This window comes from Collinsella aerofaciens (assembly GCF_964283865.1).
GTDB lineage: Bacteria > Actinomycetota > Coriobacteriia > Coriobacteriales > Coriobacteriaceae > Collinsella.
In genome coordinates, this window is sequence record NZ_CAXYLS010000023.1 from 1 (window position 1) to 14,094 (window position 14,094).

15 protein-coding genes are annotated in these 14,094 nt (G+C 59.6%); 8 read left to right on the forward strand and 7 right to left on the reverse strand.

Going from position 1 to position 14,094, the window contains the following annotated elements; all coding sequences use genetic code 11:
• From ACRX4W_RS09240 to ACRX4W_RS09255, 4 genes are all read right to left on the reverse strand, one after another.
• Window positions 1-581 (reverse strand): SPFH domain-containing protein (locus tag ACRX4W_RS09240; protein WP_432300183.1); only part of this gene is annotated, 581 nt, incomplete at its 3' end.
• A gap of 19 nt (window positions 582-600) precedes the next feature.
• Entirely contained in the window at window positions 601-1,533 is a 933-nt protein-coding gene (locus ACRX4W_RS09245) for an FHA domain-containing protein (protein ID WP_117774287.1), read from the reverse strand.
• Window positions 1,534-1,935: 402 nt separating this feature from the next.
• A complete protein-coding gene (locus ACRX4W_RS09250) occupies window positions 1,936-2,685 on the reverse strand; it encodes an SDR family NAD(P)-dependent oxidoreductase (RefSeq protein WP_117645711.1) in 750 nt (249 codons plus the stop codon).
• 214 nt (window positions 2,686-2,899) lie between these two features.
• On the reverse strand, window positions 2,900-4,243 hold the full coding sequence (locus ACRX4W_RS09255) for a homoserine dehydrogenase (RefSeq protein ID WP_117655181.1): 1,344 nt from the start codon (window positions 4,241-4,243) through the stop codon (window positions 2,900-2,902).
• 252 nt (window positions 4,244-4,495) lie between these two features.
• Between ACRX4W_RS09255 and ACRX4W_RS09260 the strand changes: the two genes are divergently transcribed.
• The 6 genes from ACRX4W_RS09260 (at window position 4,496) to ACRX4W_RS09285 (ending at window position 10,794) form a co-directional block, all read left to right on the forward strand.
• Window positions 4,496-5,662, forward strand: a complete 1,167-nt coding sequence (locus ACRX4W_RS09260; protein WP_089573311.1) for an ABC transporter substrate-binding protein — start codon at window positions 4,496-4,498, stop codon at window positions 5,660-5,662.
• Between the two features lie 270 nt (window positions 5,663-5,932).
• Window positions 5,933-7,120 (forward strand): ABC transporter substrate-binding protein, encoded by a 1,188-nt coding sequence (locus ACRX4W_RS09265; RefSeq protein ID WP_117855262.1) that lies wholly within the window; start codon window positions 5,933-5,935, stop codon window positions 7,118-7,120.
• Window positions 7,121-7,259: 139 nt separating this feature from the next.
• Window positions 7,260-8,141: a branched-chain amino acid ABC transporter permease gene (locus ACRX4W_RS09270; protein WP_117582912.1), complete on the forward strand. Its 882-nt coding sequence runs from the start codon at window positions 7,260-7,262 to the stop codon at window positions 8,139-8,141.
• Between the two features lie 9 nt (window positions 8,142-8,150).
• The gene (locus ACRX4W_RS09275) at window positions 8,151-9,230 is read left to right on the forward strand and encodes a branched-chain amino acid ABC transporter permease (protein ID WP_117774290.1); all 1,080 of its coding nucleotides are present in this window, start codon (window positions 8,151-8,153) and stop codon (window positions 9,228-9,230) included.
• Window positions 9,220-10,080 carry an ABC transporter ATP-binding protein gene (locus ACRX4W_RS09280; protein ID WP_089573307.1) on the forward strand — a complete coding sequence of 287 codons (861 nt, stop codon included), beginning with the start codon at window positions 9,220-9,222 and terminating at the stop codon, window positions 10,078-10,080. Before ACRX4W_RS09275 ends, ACRX4W_RS09280 begins: the two co-directional genes overlap by 11 nt.
• A complete protein-coding gene (locus tag ACRX4W_RS09285; protein WP_197032240.1) occupies window positions 10,081-10,794 on the forward strand; it encodes an ABC transporter ATP-binding protein in 714 nt (237 codons plus the stop codon). It abuts the gene before it with no gap.
• Between the two features lie 308 nt (window positions 10,795-11,102).
• Here ACRX4W_RS09285 and ACRX4W_RS09290 read toward each other — a convergent pair whose 3' ends face one another.
• Genes ACRX4W_RS09290 through ACRX4W_RS09300 form a run of 3 tightly spaced genes read right to left on the reverse strand, consistent with a single transcriptional unit; the run spans window position 11,103 to window position 12,320 of the window.
• A complete protein-coding gene (locus ACRX4W_RS09290) occupies window positions 11,103-11,366 on the reverse strand; it encodes a hypothetical protein (RefSeq protein WP_117734502.1) in 264 nt (87 codons plus the stop codon).
• Window positions 11,367-11,380: 14 nt separating this feature from the next.
• A complete protein-coding gene (locus ACRX4W_RS09295; RefSeq protein WP_117655177.1) occupies window positions 11,381-12,013 on the reverse strand; it encodes a DUF1700 domain-containing protein in 633 nt (210 codons plus the stop codon).
• Window positions 12,000-12,320 carry a PadR family transcriptional regulator gene (locus ACRX4W_RS09300; protein WP_432300190.1) on the reverse strand — a complete coding sequence of 107 codons (321 nt, stop codon included), beginning with the start codon at window positions 12,318-12,320 and terminating at the stop codon, window positions 12,000-12,002. The genes ACRX4W_RS09295 and ACRX4W_RS09300 overlap by 14 nt, the downstream gene beginning before the upstream one ends.
• Before the next feature lie 284 nt (window positions 12,321-12,604).
• Here ACRX4W_RS09300 and ACRX4W_RS09305 point away from each other — a divergent pair, with 284 nt between their 5' ends.
• Window positions 12,605-13,282 carry a copper homeostasis protein CutC gene (locus tag ACRX4W_RS09305; protein WP_117774291.1) on the forward strand — a complete coding sequence of 226 codons (678 nt, stop codon included), beginning with the start codon at window positions 12,605-12,607 and terminating at the stop codon, window positions 13,280-13,282.
• A 3-nt stretch (window positions 13,283-13,285) separates the two neighbouring features.
• Entirely contained in the window at window positions 13,286-14,083 is a 798-nt protein-coding gene (locus ACRX4W_RS09310) for a DUF4931 domain-containing protein (protein WP_432300192.1), read from the forward strand.
• Window positions 14,084-14,094 lie beyond the last annotated feature (11 nt).

Here is a 14,094-nt window from a genome sequence, read left to right on the forward strand (position 1 = left end):
GGTGGCTGAGCCCGATGGAGTACCGCAGGAAGCTTGGATACGCCTAGGCGCGGTCCAAGAAATCGTCCGCACCCCCTAATTACTTGTGCCAGATGAGTTTTTACTCGAGTTTGCAGGAAAGCTTTGAAATAGCTGATCAGCTTGTCCTGGGAGAGCAAAGCTTCGGTTCCAACAAGCTTGAGAAGGAGCCTGCGGGGCTCTTTTACAGCAAGAGCCATCTCTCCGGACGCCCCGAGCGAGAGCGGAAATCCATAAGTCGGTTCCATGAACTGAATCTTGGAATTGGTTCCCCAGCGTATGCCCATCTGCTCGATGAGGTTAACAAAGTAGACTTCTGAGTGAAACGGGCTGACACCACCGGTCGTTATCTTCGAAATGCCGTTCAGTAACGGTAGATTTTGAGTCTCAAGTTCATGCCTGCCTGGTCCAAACGAATCCAGGGCCTGTCCATTAAGGAAGAAAATTGCTTCTTGGGTCTCGTGAACAATGAGTTGCGAGCCCGTATTGAAGTCTTCTGAGGGGTGTTTCCAGATAAAAGTTTGGTTATTGCCCTCATATTTGATGACATCCGTGATGCTCATAGTCCTCCTGCTTCCATGGTTAGTGATGTGGATTTGCTAAGATAGCCGCCGTTGCTACGACGGCAAAAGAAGTGCTGAGACCCAGGCGCAGGATGTCGCCGGGGTACAGCTGGGCGGGTGCGCCGGAGCTGATGTCGAGTTCGCTGTTATCGGCTGTTCGAATCAGATGCGTGCCGTTGGTCGAACCGAGGTCTTGTGCGTACCAAGCATTGTTCTCGGCGAAGATGCGGAGATGCTTGGCGGAGACATCCAGCCCAACATCGGTGACAGCGCCGTCTTCGAGTGCGAGCGCTCCGATGATGGAGCCCATGGTAGAAGGCTCAATGACATAAGGGCCCCCGACGACGAGTTCGTTGTCGATCCTGATAAGGCCGATCGCACGTTCGGTGCCCGTTTGTTTTAAATCGCATGGACAGAAAGAAATACTTGAGGGGGTAAACGACCTGACGTTCTCTGCGAATTCAAAGCGGTCCCTGATGTACGCGATAGCACGGGCCGGATCGCACCAACAGGCGGTCGAAACAACGAGCGTGATTGAGATAAGAGCCCTGTCATCTTTGTCTGGCTGGCTGCTGACGAGGCGCGAGGCGGCGTTCCGGTAAAGGAGCCCATTACGCCCACAGGCACCGAGCGCTTGAGCCATCGTGTCAGTCGCTGCCGCAATCATGGTATAGATGTCGGCGTTCGAATACCCTTTTTCCCGTAGCTTGTGCAGGATTTGATTCGATGCGCAGGACCAGTCGGCAAAGTAGCGATCTTCTAGGGAGCCCGGCTGCGAGTGCACAATCGTGCGCGAAAGCCAGCTGGTGTCCTGTGCCATTTGGGCGGTAGGCTGTCCATTTGTTAACGGCAGATCGGATAGTAACAGTTCGGCAAATGCGCGATGGCTCAGGGTAAATGAAGTCTTGAACAGGGAGAACATGACCTCGAGCGGTGTTTGCCGTCTTGGCATGACATTCTCCCTTCCTTGAACTTATTCGCTAAATAAAGGATAAGGGTGCCACTAGCCGATTTTACTGTGCAACAAATTGCATGTCGGTGAGCGGTCACGCCACCTGATGCGTTTGCTCCAGCATGAGAACTGGTTATCTTAGGGGCGCTATGCGGTCGCGTTTTGATTAGGATGGCACGACTCAGCCGCCCTTCGGGAAGCTGTGTCCCGGAATGGGCGCTCAGAGTGGGATGCAGTTTCCGCAAGGAGGTCCTGGGGGAAACCGTGCCCCGTTCTGATCCGAAATACTGGGACATAGTTTCCCTTTCATAACAGGAGAAGGCGCGCTGTCTGCAGTTGATTCAGACGGCGCGCCTTTTTGGTTGAGCTATGTTGAAGCTTGAAGCCAAAGCTTGTGGCTCCTTAGGAGCGGGCGGCTCCGTCGACGGGGAGCACGGCGCCCGTGACGTAGGAGGACATGTCGCTCGCCAGGAAAACAAAGGCGTTGGCGACATCCTCGGGCTCGCCCATGCGACCCAGCGGAATGGTGGCGATGATGGGCTTGATGACCTCTTCGGGCAGGTTGGCGACCATGTCGGTCTTAGTCACGCCGGGGGCGACGGCGTTGACGCGGATGCCCATGGGAGCGAGCTCGCGCGAGAGCGACTGGACCATACCGTTGACGGCAAACTTGGACGTGGGGTAACCGACGCCGGAGGGCTGGCCGTACTTGGCGACCATCGAGCTTGTGGTAGTGATGGTGCCGCCGTGGCCGGCCTCGGTCATGATCTTGGCGGCAGCCTGGTGGCCATTAAAGACGGCGACGACGTTAAGGTCCATGACCTTTGCGAACTCCTCGGCCGTGTAGTCCAAGAGGGGTGAACGCTGGGAGATACCGGCATTGTTGACGACCGTGTCCAAGCCGCCCATGTCGGCTGCAGTCTGCGTAAAGGCCTCAGTCACGGCCTCGAGCGAGGTGAGATCGCAGGAGCGACCCCAGACCTTGGCGTCGGGATAGGCGGCTGTCAGCTTCTCAACGGCCGTGTCGGCAGTCTCTTGGCGCGAGCCAAAGACGGTGACGGCAGCGCCTTCCTCGATAAAACGGCAGGCGATGGCATAGCCGATACCGCGTGTGCCTCCGGTGATGATTGCTTTCTTGCCCTCGAGCAACATGGTGCTTCCTCTCATCGCGGGCGGACATTCGCAACACAGCGTAGCCGTAACCGGAATCGGCCGTGTTTGCATATCGGTGAACGGTAGCCCGCGTTACCGATGAGCGGCTCGCGCAAATGTGCTCTGCCGTTGTGCTTAGGGCAGGTGACAAAAGGGCTCCCGTCCCACATCGGACGGGAGCCCTCAAGGCGCGTATTGCTAGGCGAGCGTTGGGCTAGTTCGCCATGACGCCTTCGGTCCAAGCTTCAACGTCCTCGATGCGCAGGACGTTGGCGACCTCGGCCACGCAGTCGACGCTGGCAAGCTCGGCGGCGGCAGCCTGGACGTCCTTCTCGAGCGCGCGGTGCGTTAGGAAGATGACCGAGCAGGCATCGCTGACGCCCGATTTGCCGTCCTCGACCTGGTTGATGAGCGAGATCGAGATGTTGTGCTTGGCAAAGATGTCGACCGTCTCGGACAGGGCGCCCACGCGGTCGGCGACTTTCAGGCGCACATAGTACTTGGTCTGGAGCTCGTCCATGGGCTTAAAGGCGAGGTTGTGACCATAGGGCTCAATCTCGGGCAGCGGAGCAACGCCGCGGCTGATCTGCTCGGAGAGCGACAGGATGTCGCCCACGACGGCACTCGCGGTGGGGAAGGAGCCTGCGCCGGCACCGTAGAACATGGTCTCGCCCACGGCGTCGCCTACCACGTAGACAGCGTTCATGGCGCCGTTGACCTTGGCGAGCATGTGGTCGGCGGGGATCAGCGTGGGATGCACGCGGACGTCGACGCCGGCGTCGGTGTTGCGTGCGATGCCCAGCAGCTTGATGGTGTAGCCGAGCTCGCGGGCCTGGGCGATGTCCTCGGCGCCGATGGTACGGATACCCTGCTGGTAGACATCGTCGGTGGTCACGCGGGTGCCAAAGCCGATGGAAGCGAGGATTGCCGTCTTGCTGGCGGCGTCGAAGCCGTCGACGTCGGCGGACGGGTCGGCCTCGGCATAGCCCTTAGCCTGGGCGTCGGCGAGCACGTCAGCGTAATCGGCGCCCTCGGCGTCCATGCGCGACAGGATGTAGTTGGTGGTGCCGTTGAGGATGCCGGCGATGGTCAGGATCTTGTTACCCACCAGGTCGTGCTCGAGCGTGCTGACAATGGGGATGCCGCCACCGCAGCTGGCCTCGCACTTAATCTGCACGCCGCACGCACGTGCCTTCTCGGCAAGCGTCTCGACATGGCGGCCCAGCAGGGCCTTGTTGGCGGAGACGACATGCTTGCCGTTCTCGAAGGCAGTGGTGAAGATCTCGGTTGCGGGATGCTCGCCGCCAATCAGCTCGACGACGATGTCGACGGCGGGGTCGGTGACGACATCGTGCCAGTCGCTCGTAAAGGCCTCGCGCTCAATGCCTGCCGCCTCGGCCTGCTCCCAAGCAAGCGCGCAGGCGCGGGTCAGCTTAAGGTCGATGCCGTAGGCTGCCAGGTACTCATCGTGGTGGCTCTTGATCAGACGGGCCACGCCGCCGCCGACGGTTCCCAGACCGATCAGACCGACGTTCACGGTGCGCAGGGGTTCGCTCATAGATAACTCCTTCGTGCATCTTATGGATGGATAAACCGCTTAAAGGTTGAGTGCATTCTAGCGTGAACCGGGGGCGCGTGCTCGCCAGGCAACAGGAGCCGCACAAAACGGCACCCCCGAAACGCTGCGGAAACATTGGAAACACGCTCGCTACAAACGGACTTCCGTAACAAACTGTCAACGTTTGCGCCATAAGGTTTGCCCTGTACCGCAAGACGGCCGCACCGCGGCCAGCGAAAAAAGGGGGACACCATGTTCAACATCAACAGCACGCTCAGCCGTAGGAACTTTCTCGCCGGCGCTGCGGCGCTCGGCAGCACCGCAGCACTCGCTGGTTGCTCGTCGGGTGGCTCGGACGGCGGCACCGCCGATGACGGCAAGACCTTCAAGATCGGTGTCATCGGCCCTCTGACCGGCGCCGCGGCAACCTATGGCGTTTCGGCCGAGAAGGGTGCCAAGCTTGCCGCCAAGGATTTCTCGACCAAGGACCTCAAACTCTCGCTTAAGTCCGAGGATGACGTCGCCGACGGCGAGAAGGCTATCAACGCCTTCAATACCCTGTGCGACTGGGGCATGCAGGCGCTCGTCGGCCCCGTCACGACTGGTGCCGCCGTCGCTGTCTCGGGCGAGATCGCCGACGATATGCTCATGGTCACGCCTTCGGCCTCGTCGCTCGACGTGACCAAGGATAAGACAACGGTCTTTCAGGTTTGCTTCACCGATCCCACCATGGGTGCCAGCGCCGCGAAGTTCTTGGCCGAGAAGTATGCAGACGCCAAGATCGCCCTGTTCTACAACTCCGGCGATACGTACAGCTCGGGTGTTGCCGATGCCTTTGCCGAGCAGGCCAAGGAGTCCAAACTTGATATCGTCGATACCGAGACCTTTAAGGACGACTCCTCCACGAGCTTTACCAACCAGCTCACCAAGGCCAAGGAGGCCGGCGCCACGCTCATCTTTGCGCCGATCTACTACACGCCGGCGTCCGTTTTGCTCAAGAACGCCAAGGACATGGGATACGACATGACCCTCATGGGTACCGACGGCATGGACGGCCTGCTCTCCGTTGAGGGCTTCGACACCTCCCTTGCCGAGGGCGTGCTGCTCATGACCCCGTTCTCTGCCGACGATGAGAAGAACGCCGACTTCGTCAAGGCATATAAGGACGCCTACGACGAGACGCCTAACCAGTTTGCCGCCGATGCCTATGACTGCGTCCATGCGATTGTCGAGGCTATCGATAAGGCAGACATCGACATCACGGCCGACGGCGCCGACATTGCCGGCGATCTTGCCAAGGCCATGCGCAAGATCAAGATCGAGGGCCTGACGGGCGAGCTCACGTGGAACGACGAGGGCCAAGTCGAGAAGCCCGCCACAGCCTATGTGATCCAGGACGGCAAGTACATCGCCGCCTAAGTGCGCAAAAGTGCGACCGGTGAGGCCGTTTTATTCAGGGCAGGGACGCTTGTAACGGAATGGAAACATTACTTTCACACAATAAAGTGGCTAAACTGCATAAACCAATAGAAATACGCATAATTATGGATAAACGGACAAAACAAAAGAAAAGTTGAAATAATCGCCACTTTTCTCAACTAAAGCGTCTACTATTTTGCGAACGCCGAACACGGCGAAGGATGGCCTGTTGGGTAACCGAAACCCGACGAGATTTGAGAGGAGAGCCGCATGTCGAGCCTCACCGGTAAGTCATTGAACCCTGTTATGAATCGCAGGAGCGTTATCGCGAGCGCAGCAGGTCTGGGGGCGATGTCTATTCTAGCTGGCTGCTCCTCCAACGGCGGCGACAGCGGTTCCGCTTCGGGCGACGCTTCGTTTAAGATCGGCACCATCGGCCCGCTGACCGGCGCCAACGCGTCCTACGGCAAGTCCGTTACCCAGGGTGTCGAGCTTGGCTGCAAGGATTTCTCGACCAAGGAGCTGCCGCTTGCCAGCAAGGCCGAGGATGACCAGGCCGACGGCGAGAAGGCCGTCAACGCCTTTAACACCCTGCTCGACTGGGGCATGCAGGCCCTCGTCGGCCCGACCACCACGGGTGCGTCGGTTGCCGTTGCCGCCGAGTGCGGTAACGACCCCGAGACGTTCATGATCACTCCGTCCGCGTCCTCCGAGGACGTCACCAAGGGCAAGGATTGCGTCTTCCAGGTTTGCTTTACCGATCCCAACCAGGGCGTCAACGCTGCCAAGTTCCTGGCGCAGAAGTATGCGGACGAGAAGTTCGTACTGTTCTATAACTCCGGCGACGCCTATTCTTCGGGCATCGCAGATTCCTTTAAGGTTCAGGCCGCTAAATCCAAGCTCGAGATTGTTGACGAGGAGACCTTTAAGGACGACTCCGCCACGAGCTTTACCAACCAGCTCACCAAGGCCAAGCAGGCCGGCGCTACCATGATCTTTGCGCCGATCTACTACACGCCGGCGTCCGTCCTGCTCAAGAACGCCAAGGACATGGGCTACGACGTCAAGATGATGGGCTGCGACGGCATGGACGGCATCCTGGGCGTTGAGGGCTTCGACACCTCTCTTGCCGAGGGTCTGCTGCTCATGACCCCGTTCTCCGCCGACGACGAGAAGAACGCCGACTTCGTCAACGCTTACAAGGATAAGTATGGCGAGACTCCGGACCAGTTTGCCGCCGACGCTTACGACGGCGTGCACGCGGTGGCCGAGGCCCTCGAGGAGGCCGGTCTTGGTGTCGACGCCGACCCGACCGAGGTCGCCGAGAAGCTGCCTAAGGCTATGCTCAAGATTACCGTTGACGGTCTGACCGGCAAGCTCACCTGGAACGATAAGGGCCAGGTCCAGAAGGAGCCCACGGCGTACGTCATCACCGACGGCAAGTACGTACAGGCCTAATAAGCCGCCTTACATAGAGCGGTTTTGATCCCAAGCAGGGGAGGTTTTGGCCTTCCCTGCTTGCTTGGTATCTAGGGACAGTGTAACGTCCCTGTTTCATGCATTAACTGGAAACCTATTCGAAAGGGGGATGTGGAACATGACGGTCTTTATCCAATACCTGGTCAACGGCCTGTCCATGGGCAGCGTCTACGCCATCATCGCGTTGGGCTACACCATGGTCTATGGCATCGCCAAGATGCTGAACTTCGCTCACGGCGACGTTATCATGGTCGGTGCCTATGTCTCGTTCTGCGCCACGTCGTATCTCGGCCTCCCGGGCTGGGCATCTGTAATTCTCTCTTGTGTGGTCTGTACCGTTCTCGGTGTTCTCATCGAGGGTCTGGCATACAAGCCGCTGCGTCAGGCGGGCCCGCTGGCCGTTTTGATCACGGCCATCGGCGTGTCTTACTTCCTGCAGAACGCCGCGCAGCTTCTGTGGGGCGCCACGCCCAAGAACTTCACTTCGCTCGTCACCTTCCAGGTGCCGGAGTTCTTGGCCAAGTTCAATGTAAGCGCCGTATCGCTCGTCACCATCGTCGCCTGCCTGGTTATCATGGCCGGCCTGATGTTCTTTACAGGTAAGACCAAGATGGGCAAGGCAATGCGTGCCGTGTCCGAGGACAAAGCCGCCGCTCAGCTCATGGGCATCAACGTCAACCGCACCATCTCGATGACGTTTGCTATCGGCTCCGCCCTTGCTGCCATCGCCGGTGTGCTCCTGTGCTCCTACTCGCCGGTCCTGCAGCCCACCACGGGCGCCATGCCTGGCATCAAGGCCTTCGACGCTGCCGTTTTCGGCGGCATCGGCTCCATCCCCGGTGCCTTTGTCGGTGGCATTCTCATCGGCATCATCGAGGCGATGGCGCAGGCCTACATTTCCACGAGCCTTGCCAACTCCATCGTCTTTGGTGTTTTGATCATCGTCCTGCTCGTCAAGCCTGCCGGCCTCTTGGGCAAGTACGTCCCCGAGAAGGTGTAGGTGAGCGTTATGAAGTTTCTTAAAGACAAGCAGACGCGTCACGACTTTGTTACGTACGCCATGTGCCTTGTGGCGTTCGCCATCGTGTTCTTTATGCAGTCCAACCACATGATTCCGCGCATGATCGCCGGTCAGCTGGTTCCCATCACGGCCTATATCGTCATGGCCATCTCCCTCAACCTCGTCGTCGGCATCGCGGGCGACTTGTCGCTGGGCCACGCGGGCTTTATGAGCGTCGGCGCCTACACGGGCATCGTCACCGCGGTCGCCCTCGAGAGCGCCGTTCCCTCCGATCCGGTGCGCCTTATCATCAGCATCGTGGTCGGCGCCATCGCTGCCGCTATCCTGGGCTTCTTGATCGGCATCCCGGTCCTTCGCCTGAGCGGCGATTACCTGGCTATCGTGACGCTGGCCTTTGGCGAGATTATCAAAGAGATCGTCACCTGTCTCATTGTGGGCGTCGATTCCCGCGGCCTGCACGTGATCTTTAACATCACGGGTAACTCCACAATCGACGATCTGCACCTGCTCGAGGACGGTACCGCCATCATCAAGGGCGCCCAGGGCGCCTCGGGCGTGTCGACGTACTCGACCTTCCTCGCCGGTGCCATCCTGGTCATGGTTGCGCTCGTGATCGTACTCAACCTGGTTCGCAGCCGTACCGGCCGTGCCATTATGGCCGTGCGCGACAACAAGATCGCTGCCGAGTCCGTGGGCATCTCCGTCACCGAGTACCGCATGATCGCCTTCGTGGTTTCCGCCGCTCTCGCCGGCGCTGCCGGAGCCCTCTTCGGCGGTAACTTCTCGCAGCTTTCCGCTACCAAGTTCGACTTCAACACGTCCATCCTCATCCTGGTGTTCGTGGTCCTGGGCGGTCTGGGCAATATGCGCGGCTCCGTCATCGCGGCGGCGTTGCTCACGGTGCTTCCCGAGCTGCTCCGTCAGTTCTCGGACTACCGCATGCTCATCTACGCCATCGTGCTGATCCTGGTCATGATCTTTACCAACAACCCGCAGCTCAAGGCGTTCTTCGCACGCATTAAGGACCGCTTTGCTTCCAAGAAGGAGGTGGCAGTCGATGCCCAGTAAGTTTGAGTTCAACAAGGGCAAGATGGTCCCGTATCCTTCTGGCGCCATCGTTCCCGATCGCGACCTGGGCCAGCGCCCGGCGCTCGAGTGCATCCACTTGGGCATTGAATTTGGCGGCCTTAAGGCAGTAGACGACTTTAGCCTGACCATCGGTAAGACCGAGATCGCCGGTTTGATCGGCCCTAACGGTGCCGGTAAGACCACGGTCTTCAACCTGCTCACCAAGGTGTACCAGCCCACGCACGGCACCATCCTGCTCGACGGCGAGGACACCTCGGGCAAGTCGGTCTATCAGGTCAACCGCATGGGTATTGCCCGTACATTCCAGAACATTCGCCTGTTCAACACCATGACGGTGGAGGATAACGTTAAGGTCGGCCTGCATAACCAGGAGCGCTACTCCGGCTTTGAGGGCGTGCTGCGCCTGCCGACGTATTGGAAGCACGAGAAGGCCGCCCACGAGCGCGCCATGGAGCTGCTGTCCATCTTTGATATGGAGCACCTGGCAAACGAGCAGGCCGGATCGCTGCCATACGGCGCTCAGCGTCGTCTGGAGATTGTCCGCGCGCTTGCCACCAACCCCAAGCTACTGCTGCTCGACGAGCCTGCCGCCGGCATGAACCCGTCCGAGACCGCGGAGCTCATGGAGAACATTGTCAAGATCCGCGACACCTTTGGCATTGCCATCATGCTTATCGAGCATGACATGTCGCTCGTCATGAACATCTGCGAGGGCATCTGCGTGCTCAACTTTGGCAAGGTCATCGCCAAGGGTACGGCCGAGGAGATCCAGAATAACGACGCTGTTATCGAGGCGTATCTGGGCAAGCAGGATAAGGGGGAGAACTAAATGGCAGAGCCGATGCTTTCCGTCTACAACATCAACGTCTGGTACGGCGCCATCCACGCCATCAAGGACATCTCCTTTAACGTCAACGAGGGCGAGATCGTGGCCCTGATCGGCGCGAACGGCGCCGGCAAGTCCACGACGCTTAAGACCGTCTCGGGCCTGCTGCGTTCCAAGACCGGCTCCATCAAGTTTATGGGCGAGGACATTACCCATACGCCTGCCGATAAACTGGTGGGCAAGGGCCTGGCCCAGGTGCCCGAGGGCCGTCGCGCCTTTTTGCAGATGACGGTCGAGGAGAACCTGGAGATGGGCGCCTACACGCAGCCCAAGTCCACGGTGGCTCCGGGCCTTGAGCGCGTCTACGAGCAGTTCCCGCGCCTTAAGGAGCGCCGTCGCCAGGTCGCCGGCACCCTTTCGGGCGGCGAGCAGCAGATGCTCGTTATGGGGCGCGCCCTTATGAGCAACCCCAAGCTGCTCATGCTCGATGAGCCTTCCATGGGTCTGGCGCCGATTCTGATTGAGCAGATCTTCCAGATTGTCGAGGACCTGCACAAGGCCGGCACCACGGTGCTTCTGGTCGAGCAGAACGCCCAGATGGCGCTTTCAATCGCCACGCGCGGCTACGTGCTCGAGACCGGCAAGATCACCATGACCGGCAGCGGCCAAGAGCTGCTCCACGACGACAACGTCCGCAAAGCCTACCTGGGCGGCTAGATAGTTACGCGGTTTTACCAAACCGCGTAACGGCTCGACGCTGCGCGAACGCCAGAGCGACAACTTGTCATTCAAAGAGGGCGGCATGACCAGAAGGTCAATGCCGCCTCGTTTCAAGGCACCTTGCTCGCTCTGGCGGGCTTTCGCTGTCGTTGCCAAAACATCGACGTTGGGGGTAGTCGTTGGGGACGTTCTTGAATGACTAGTCGTTTAAGAACGTCCCCAACGACTAGGTCAAAAGGCTCCGAGTGCGGCGTGCTCACGCCCGTCGTGGTGTGCCCGAAGGGGGATGGCTGCTACGAGCTCGATCATTTGCGAGTAGAAGACGAACCAGCCGTTGCAGATCCAATATGGATCTCGCCAACCTCGGCAAGCTGCTCGATGAGTGGAAGCCCTGTCGGGTCGTCCATTTCAACACCACCCAGAATGATGGTGTCATCGCGCAGGTCGATCTGCGTGTTGAACACAGCGAGGTTAAAGCCGGAGGCCACAAATCCGATAGCAGCCAGGACGAGCCCCGTGGCAACAAGCCCACCCGCTACGGCAAGGTAAATCTTTTTTACGCTGGACATGTTTGCACTCCTTCCTATGCCGTGAGCGGCGCCGCTTCAGCGCCCATGCGGCTCTTATTGCCTCGATCTTTCCAGAAGGGCGAAACGGCTTTCTTCGCCCAAAGGGCAGAGAGGCGCGCGATCTGCTTGGACGCCGTCCAGGCGCCTGCTCCCGTGAGGAGCGCCACACCGATGGAAGCGAATCCCATTCCCATCGAGGCCAAAACGTACGGAACATGCCCGATAATGATGCCGTCCACGGCGAACAGGAGCCCTACCAGGCCCGCGCCCCCGAATGCCGCGGCCACGATCCACACGCAGAGCGCAAGAACCCAAATACAGATGTAGACTGCAGCGGCAACGGCGACGAACGCGAGCAGCAGCGGAATCCATACCGGAGAGCCCACGATGGCGAGCGCCCATAGAAGTGCCGTGCTCTTGCGCTTGGTCCTCGCGATCGCGCGCGGCACGGCGGGCAGTTCGTCGAGCGTTGCCTCGGCGACCTCACCGGGCGTGCCCATGGCGGCCACAGCCTCGGCCTCCGTCATGCCGTCCTCCATACGGTCGGCGATGGCCTCCGCGTAGAACTCCTGCGTTTCCTTTACCTGATCTGCCGGCAGGCAGGCCAGAAGCTCGCCCAGCCGGTTCAAGAACTCATCGCGCGTCATGGTGCGCCCCCTCCACGTAACGGTAGATCTCCTGCACGGATGGCCATTCGGCGAGGAACTCGGCGATACTCTCGCGCCCGGCGTCCGTGATGCGGTAGTACCTCCGCAGCCGCCCGTTGTGTTCGGCGGAGCGCGCGGTGATGCAGCCCGCCTTCTCCAGGCGCTTGAGCAACGGATAGAGCGTGGATTCCGTGAGTCCCATACTCGCGGGCACGTCCTTCACGATCTGATAGCCGTAGGATTCCTCGCCCGAGACGGCCGCGAGCACGCAGGCCTCGAGGAAGCCGCGCTTCATCTGTGCCTCCATCCGCACACCTCCTTTCGTAGTATACTGTGTAACACCTACTATATGACACATAGTATATGATGTCAACAGTTGTCGTATAGGGAGTCTGGTCTGTCTGTCCCCTGCGGGTACTCATTGGGGACGTACTTAAATGAGTGCCCATCGCTCAAGGTGGCACCTGGGGACGTTCCTTATGTGCCGGCACTTTGGGACACTCCTTGTCAAGGTTTTGTTCCATCGTGCGGGTTGCTATTTAACGTGCGACAATGCCGTGTGGAAATAGAAATGTCTTCTGGGGGCTATCTATGCTGTACGAATTTTGCGCCGAGAACTTTGAGCGAGTGCCGGCGGCCATCGAGGCTGGTGCGGGGCGCATTGAGCTGTGTGACAACCTTGCCGTCGGTGGCACCACGCCTTCCGCCGGCGTTATTAGCGCTACAGTCAGTTACGCTCACGAGCATGACGCGCGAGTGATGTGCATGATTCGTCCGCGTGGTGGCGACTTTCATTACAACCAGGACGAGCTGCGCATGATGGAGATGGACCTGGGCCTTGCTGTGAGTGCCGGCGTTGACGGCCTGGTCTTTGGCTGCTGCAAGCCCTGTGCCAGCGGCTGGGCGCTCGACGAGCTCACCCTCGGCGCCCTCGTTATGGCTACGGGCTGCGCGACGGAGGAGTGCAAGCGCGAGCCCCTTGACATCACCTTCCACATGGCATTTGACCAGCTCTCGCCCGAGGTTCAGCTCGATGCGATTGATACACTTGCCGACTGCGGCGTTACGCGCATCCTCACACATGGCGGTGCGGCCGGTACGTCGATCGAGGATAATTTCGATCACCTGGCTCGTTTAATCGAGTATGCGGGCGATCGCTTGACCATCCTTCCCGGCGGCGGCATCACTACGGCAAATCGCGACGCGGTCGTGGCGGCGCTAGGCGTCTCCGAGCTCCATGGCACCAAGATCGTGCCGCTGGGGGTATAACCCGTGGCGCTGGTATTTGACGTCCAGCAGGCGAGCGGCAAGCCCGACGATAATCGTCGCCCTGGCACCGCGTGCCCCTTTTGCGACACGGAGGGGCTCGCCAACATCATCCAGCGCGATGGTGACTGCATCTGGCTCGAGAATAAGTTCAAGACCTTGCGGGCCACCCGTCAGACCGTATTGATCGAGTCGGCCAATCACGACGCCGACCTGGCGACCTATGAACCAGATGAGCTGCATCATGTGATGCGGTTTGCCCTGGGCTGTTGGCAGCAGATGATCGATTCCCAACAGTACCGCAGTGTGCTCATGTACAAGAACAAAGGCCCGCTTTCGGGCGGCAGTCTCGTCCATCCACACATGCAGATTGTGGGCTTGGAACAGGAGGACGGCTATGCGGCGCTGACTTCCGCCAATTTCGAAGGCGTCAATGTCTGGCAACAGGGGAGAGTCTCGGTCAACATCTCAACCGAACCGATCATGGGGTTCTTTGAGGTCAATGTTTCAGTCCCACAGGGAATCGCCGCCAGCGACGACGCCCGCGACCAAGCCGAAGCGGACCTGTTTGCCGATGCGATTCAGGTGGCCCTGCGCTATATCCTGCACGAACACCACGGCGGTCGCGCGGAGTCGTACAACTTGTTCTTCTATCACCTGGGCGGTCGGACCATTGCCAAGGCGCTGCCGCGTTGGGTGGTTTCGCCCTACTTTGTCGGCTATCGTTTGGCCCAAGTCAATGCCGAGACGACGCTCGATATCGATGCTGAGCGTCTGCGTGCGCATCTGGAAACGCTCGTATAGCAAGACTAACA

What these genes read in the sequence shown, in the direction of transcription:
- ACRX4W_RS09245 (WP_117774287.1), bottom strand. Translation starts at nt 1,533, where the DNA reads ATGCCAAGACGGCAAACACCGCTCGAGGTCATGTTCTCCCTGTTCAAG.
- ACRX4W_RS09250 (WP_117645711.1), bottom strand. Translation starts at nt 2,685, where the DNA reads ATGTTGCTCGAGGGCAAGAAAGCAATCATCACCGGAGGCACACGCGGT.
- ACRX4W_RS09255 (WP_117655181.1), bottom strand. Translation starts at nt 4,243, where the DNA reads ATGAGCGAACCCCTGCGCACCGTGAACGTCGGTCTGATCGGTCTGGGA.
- ACRX4W_RS09260 (WP_089573311.1), top strand. Translation starts at nt 4,496, where the DNA reads ATGTTCAACATCAACAGCACGCTCAGCCGTAGGAACTTTCTCGCCGGC.
- ACRX4W_RS09265 (WP_117855262.1), top strand. Translation starts at nt 5,933, where the DNA reads ATGTCGAGCCTCACCGGTAAGTCATTGAACCCTGTTATGAATCGCAGG.
- ACRX4W_RS09270 (WP_117582912.1), top strand. Translation starts at nt 7,260, where the DNA reads ATGACGGTCTTTATCCAATACCTGGTCAACGGCCTGTCCATGGGCAGC.
- ACRX4W_RS09275 (WP_117774290.1), top strand. Translation starts at nt 8,151, where the DNA reads ATGAAGTTTCTTAAAGACAAGCAGACGCGTCACGACTTTGTTACGTAC.
- ACRX4W_RS09280 (WP_089573307.1), top strand. Translation starts at nt 9,220, where the DNA reads ATGCCCAGTAAGTTTGAGTTCAACAAGGGCAAGATGGTCCCGTATCCT.
- ACRX4W_RS09285 (WP_197032240.1), top strand. Translation starts at nt 10,081, where the DNA reads ATGGCAGAGCCGATGCTTTCCGTCTACAACATCAACGTCTGGTACGGC.
- ACRX4W_RS09290 (WP_117734502.1), bottom strand. Translation starts at nt 11,366, where the DNA reads ATGTCCAGCGTAAAAAAGATTTACCTTGCCGTAGCGGGTGGGCTTGTT.
- ACRX4W_RS09295 (WP_117655177.1), bottom strand. Translation starts at nt 12,013, where the DNA reads ATGACGCGCGATGAGTTCTTGAACCGGCTGGGCGAGCTTCTGGCCTGC.
- ACRX4W_RS09300 (WP_432300190.1), bottom strand. Translation starts at nt 12,320, where the DNA reads ATGGAGGCACAGATGAAGCGCGGCTTCCTCGAGGCCTGCGTGCTCGCG.
- ACRX4W_RS09305 (WP_117774291.1), top strand. Translation starts at nt 12,605, where the DNA reads ATGCTGTACGAATTTTGCGCCGAGAACTTTGAGCGAGTGCCGGCGGCC.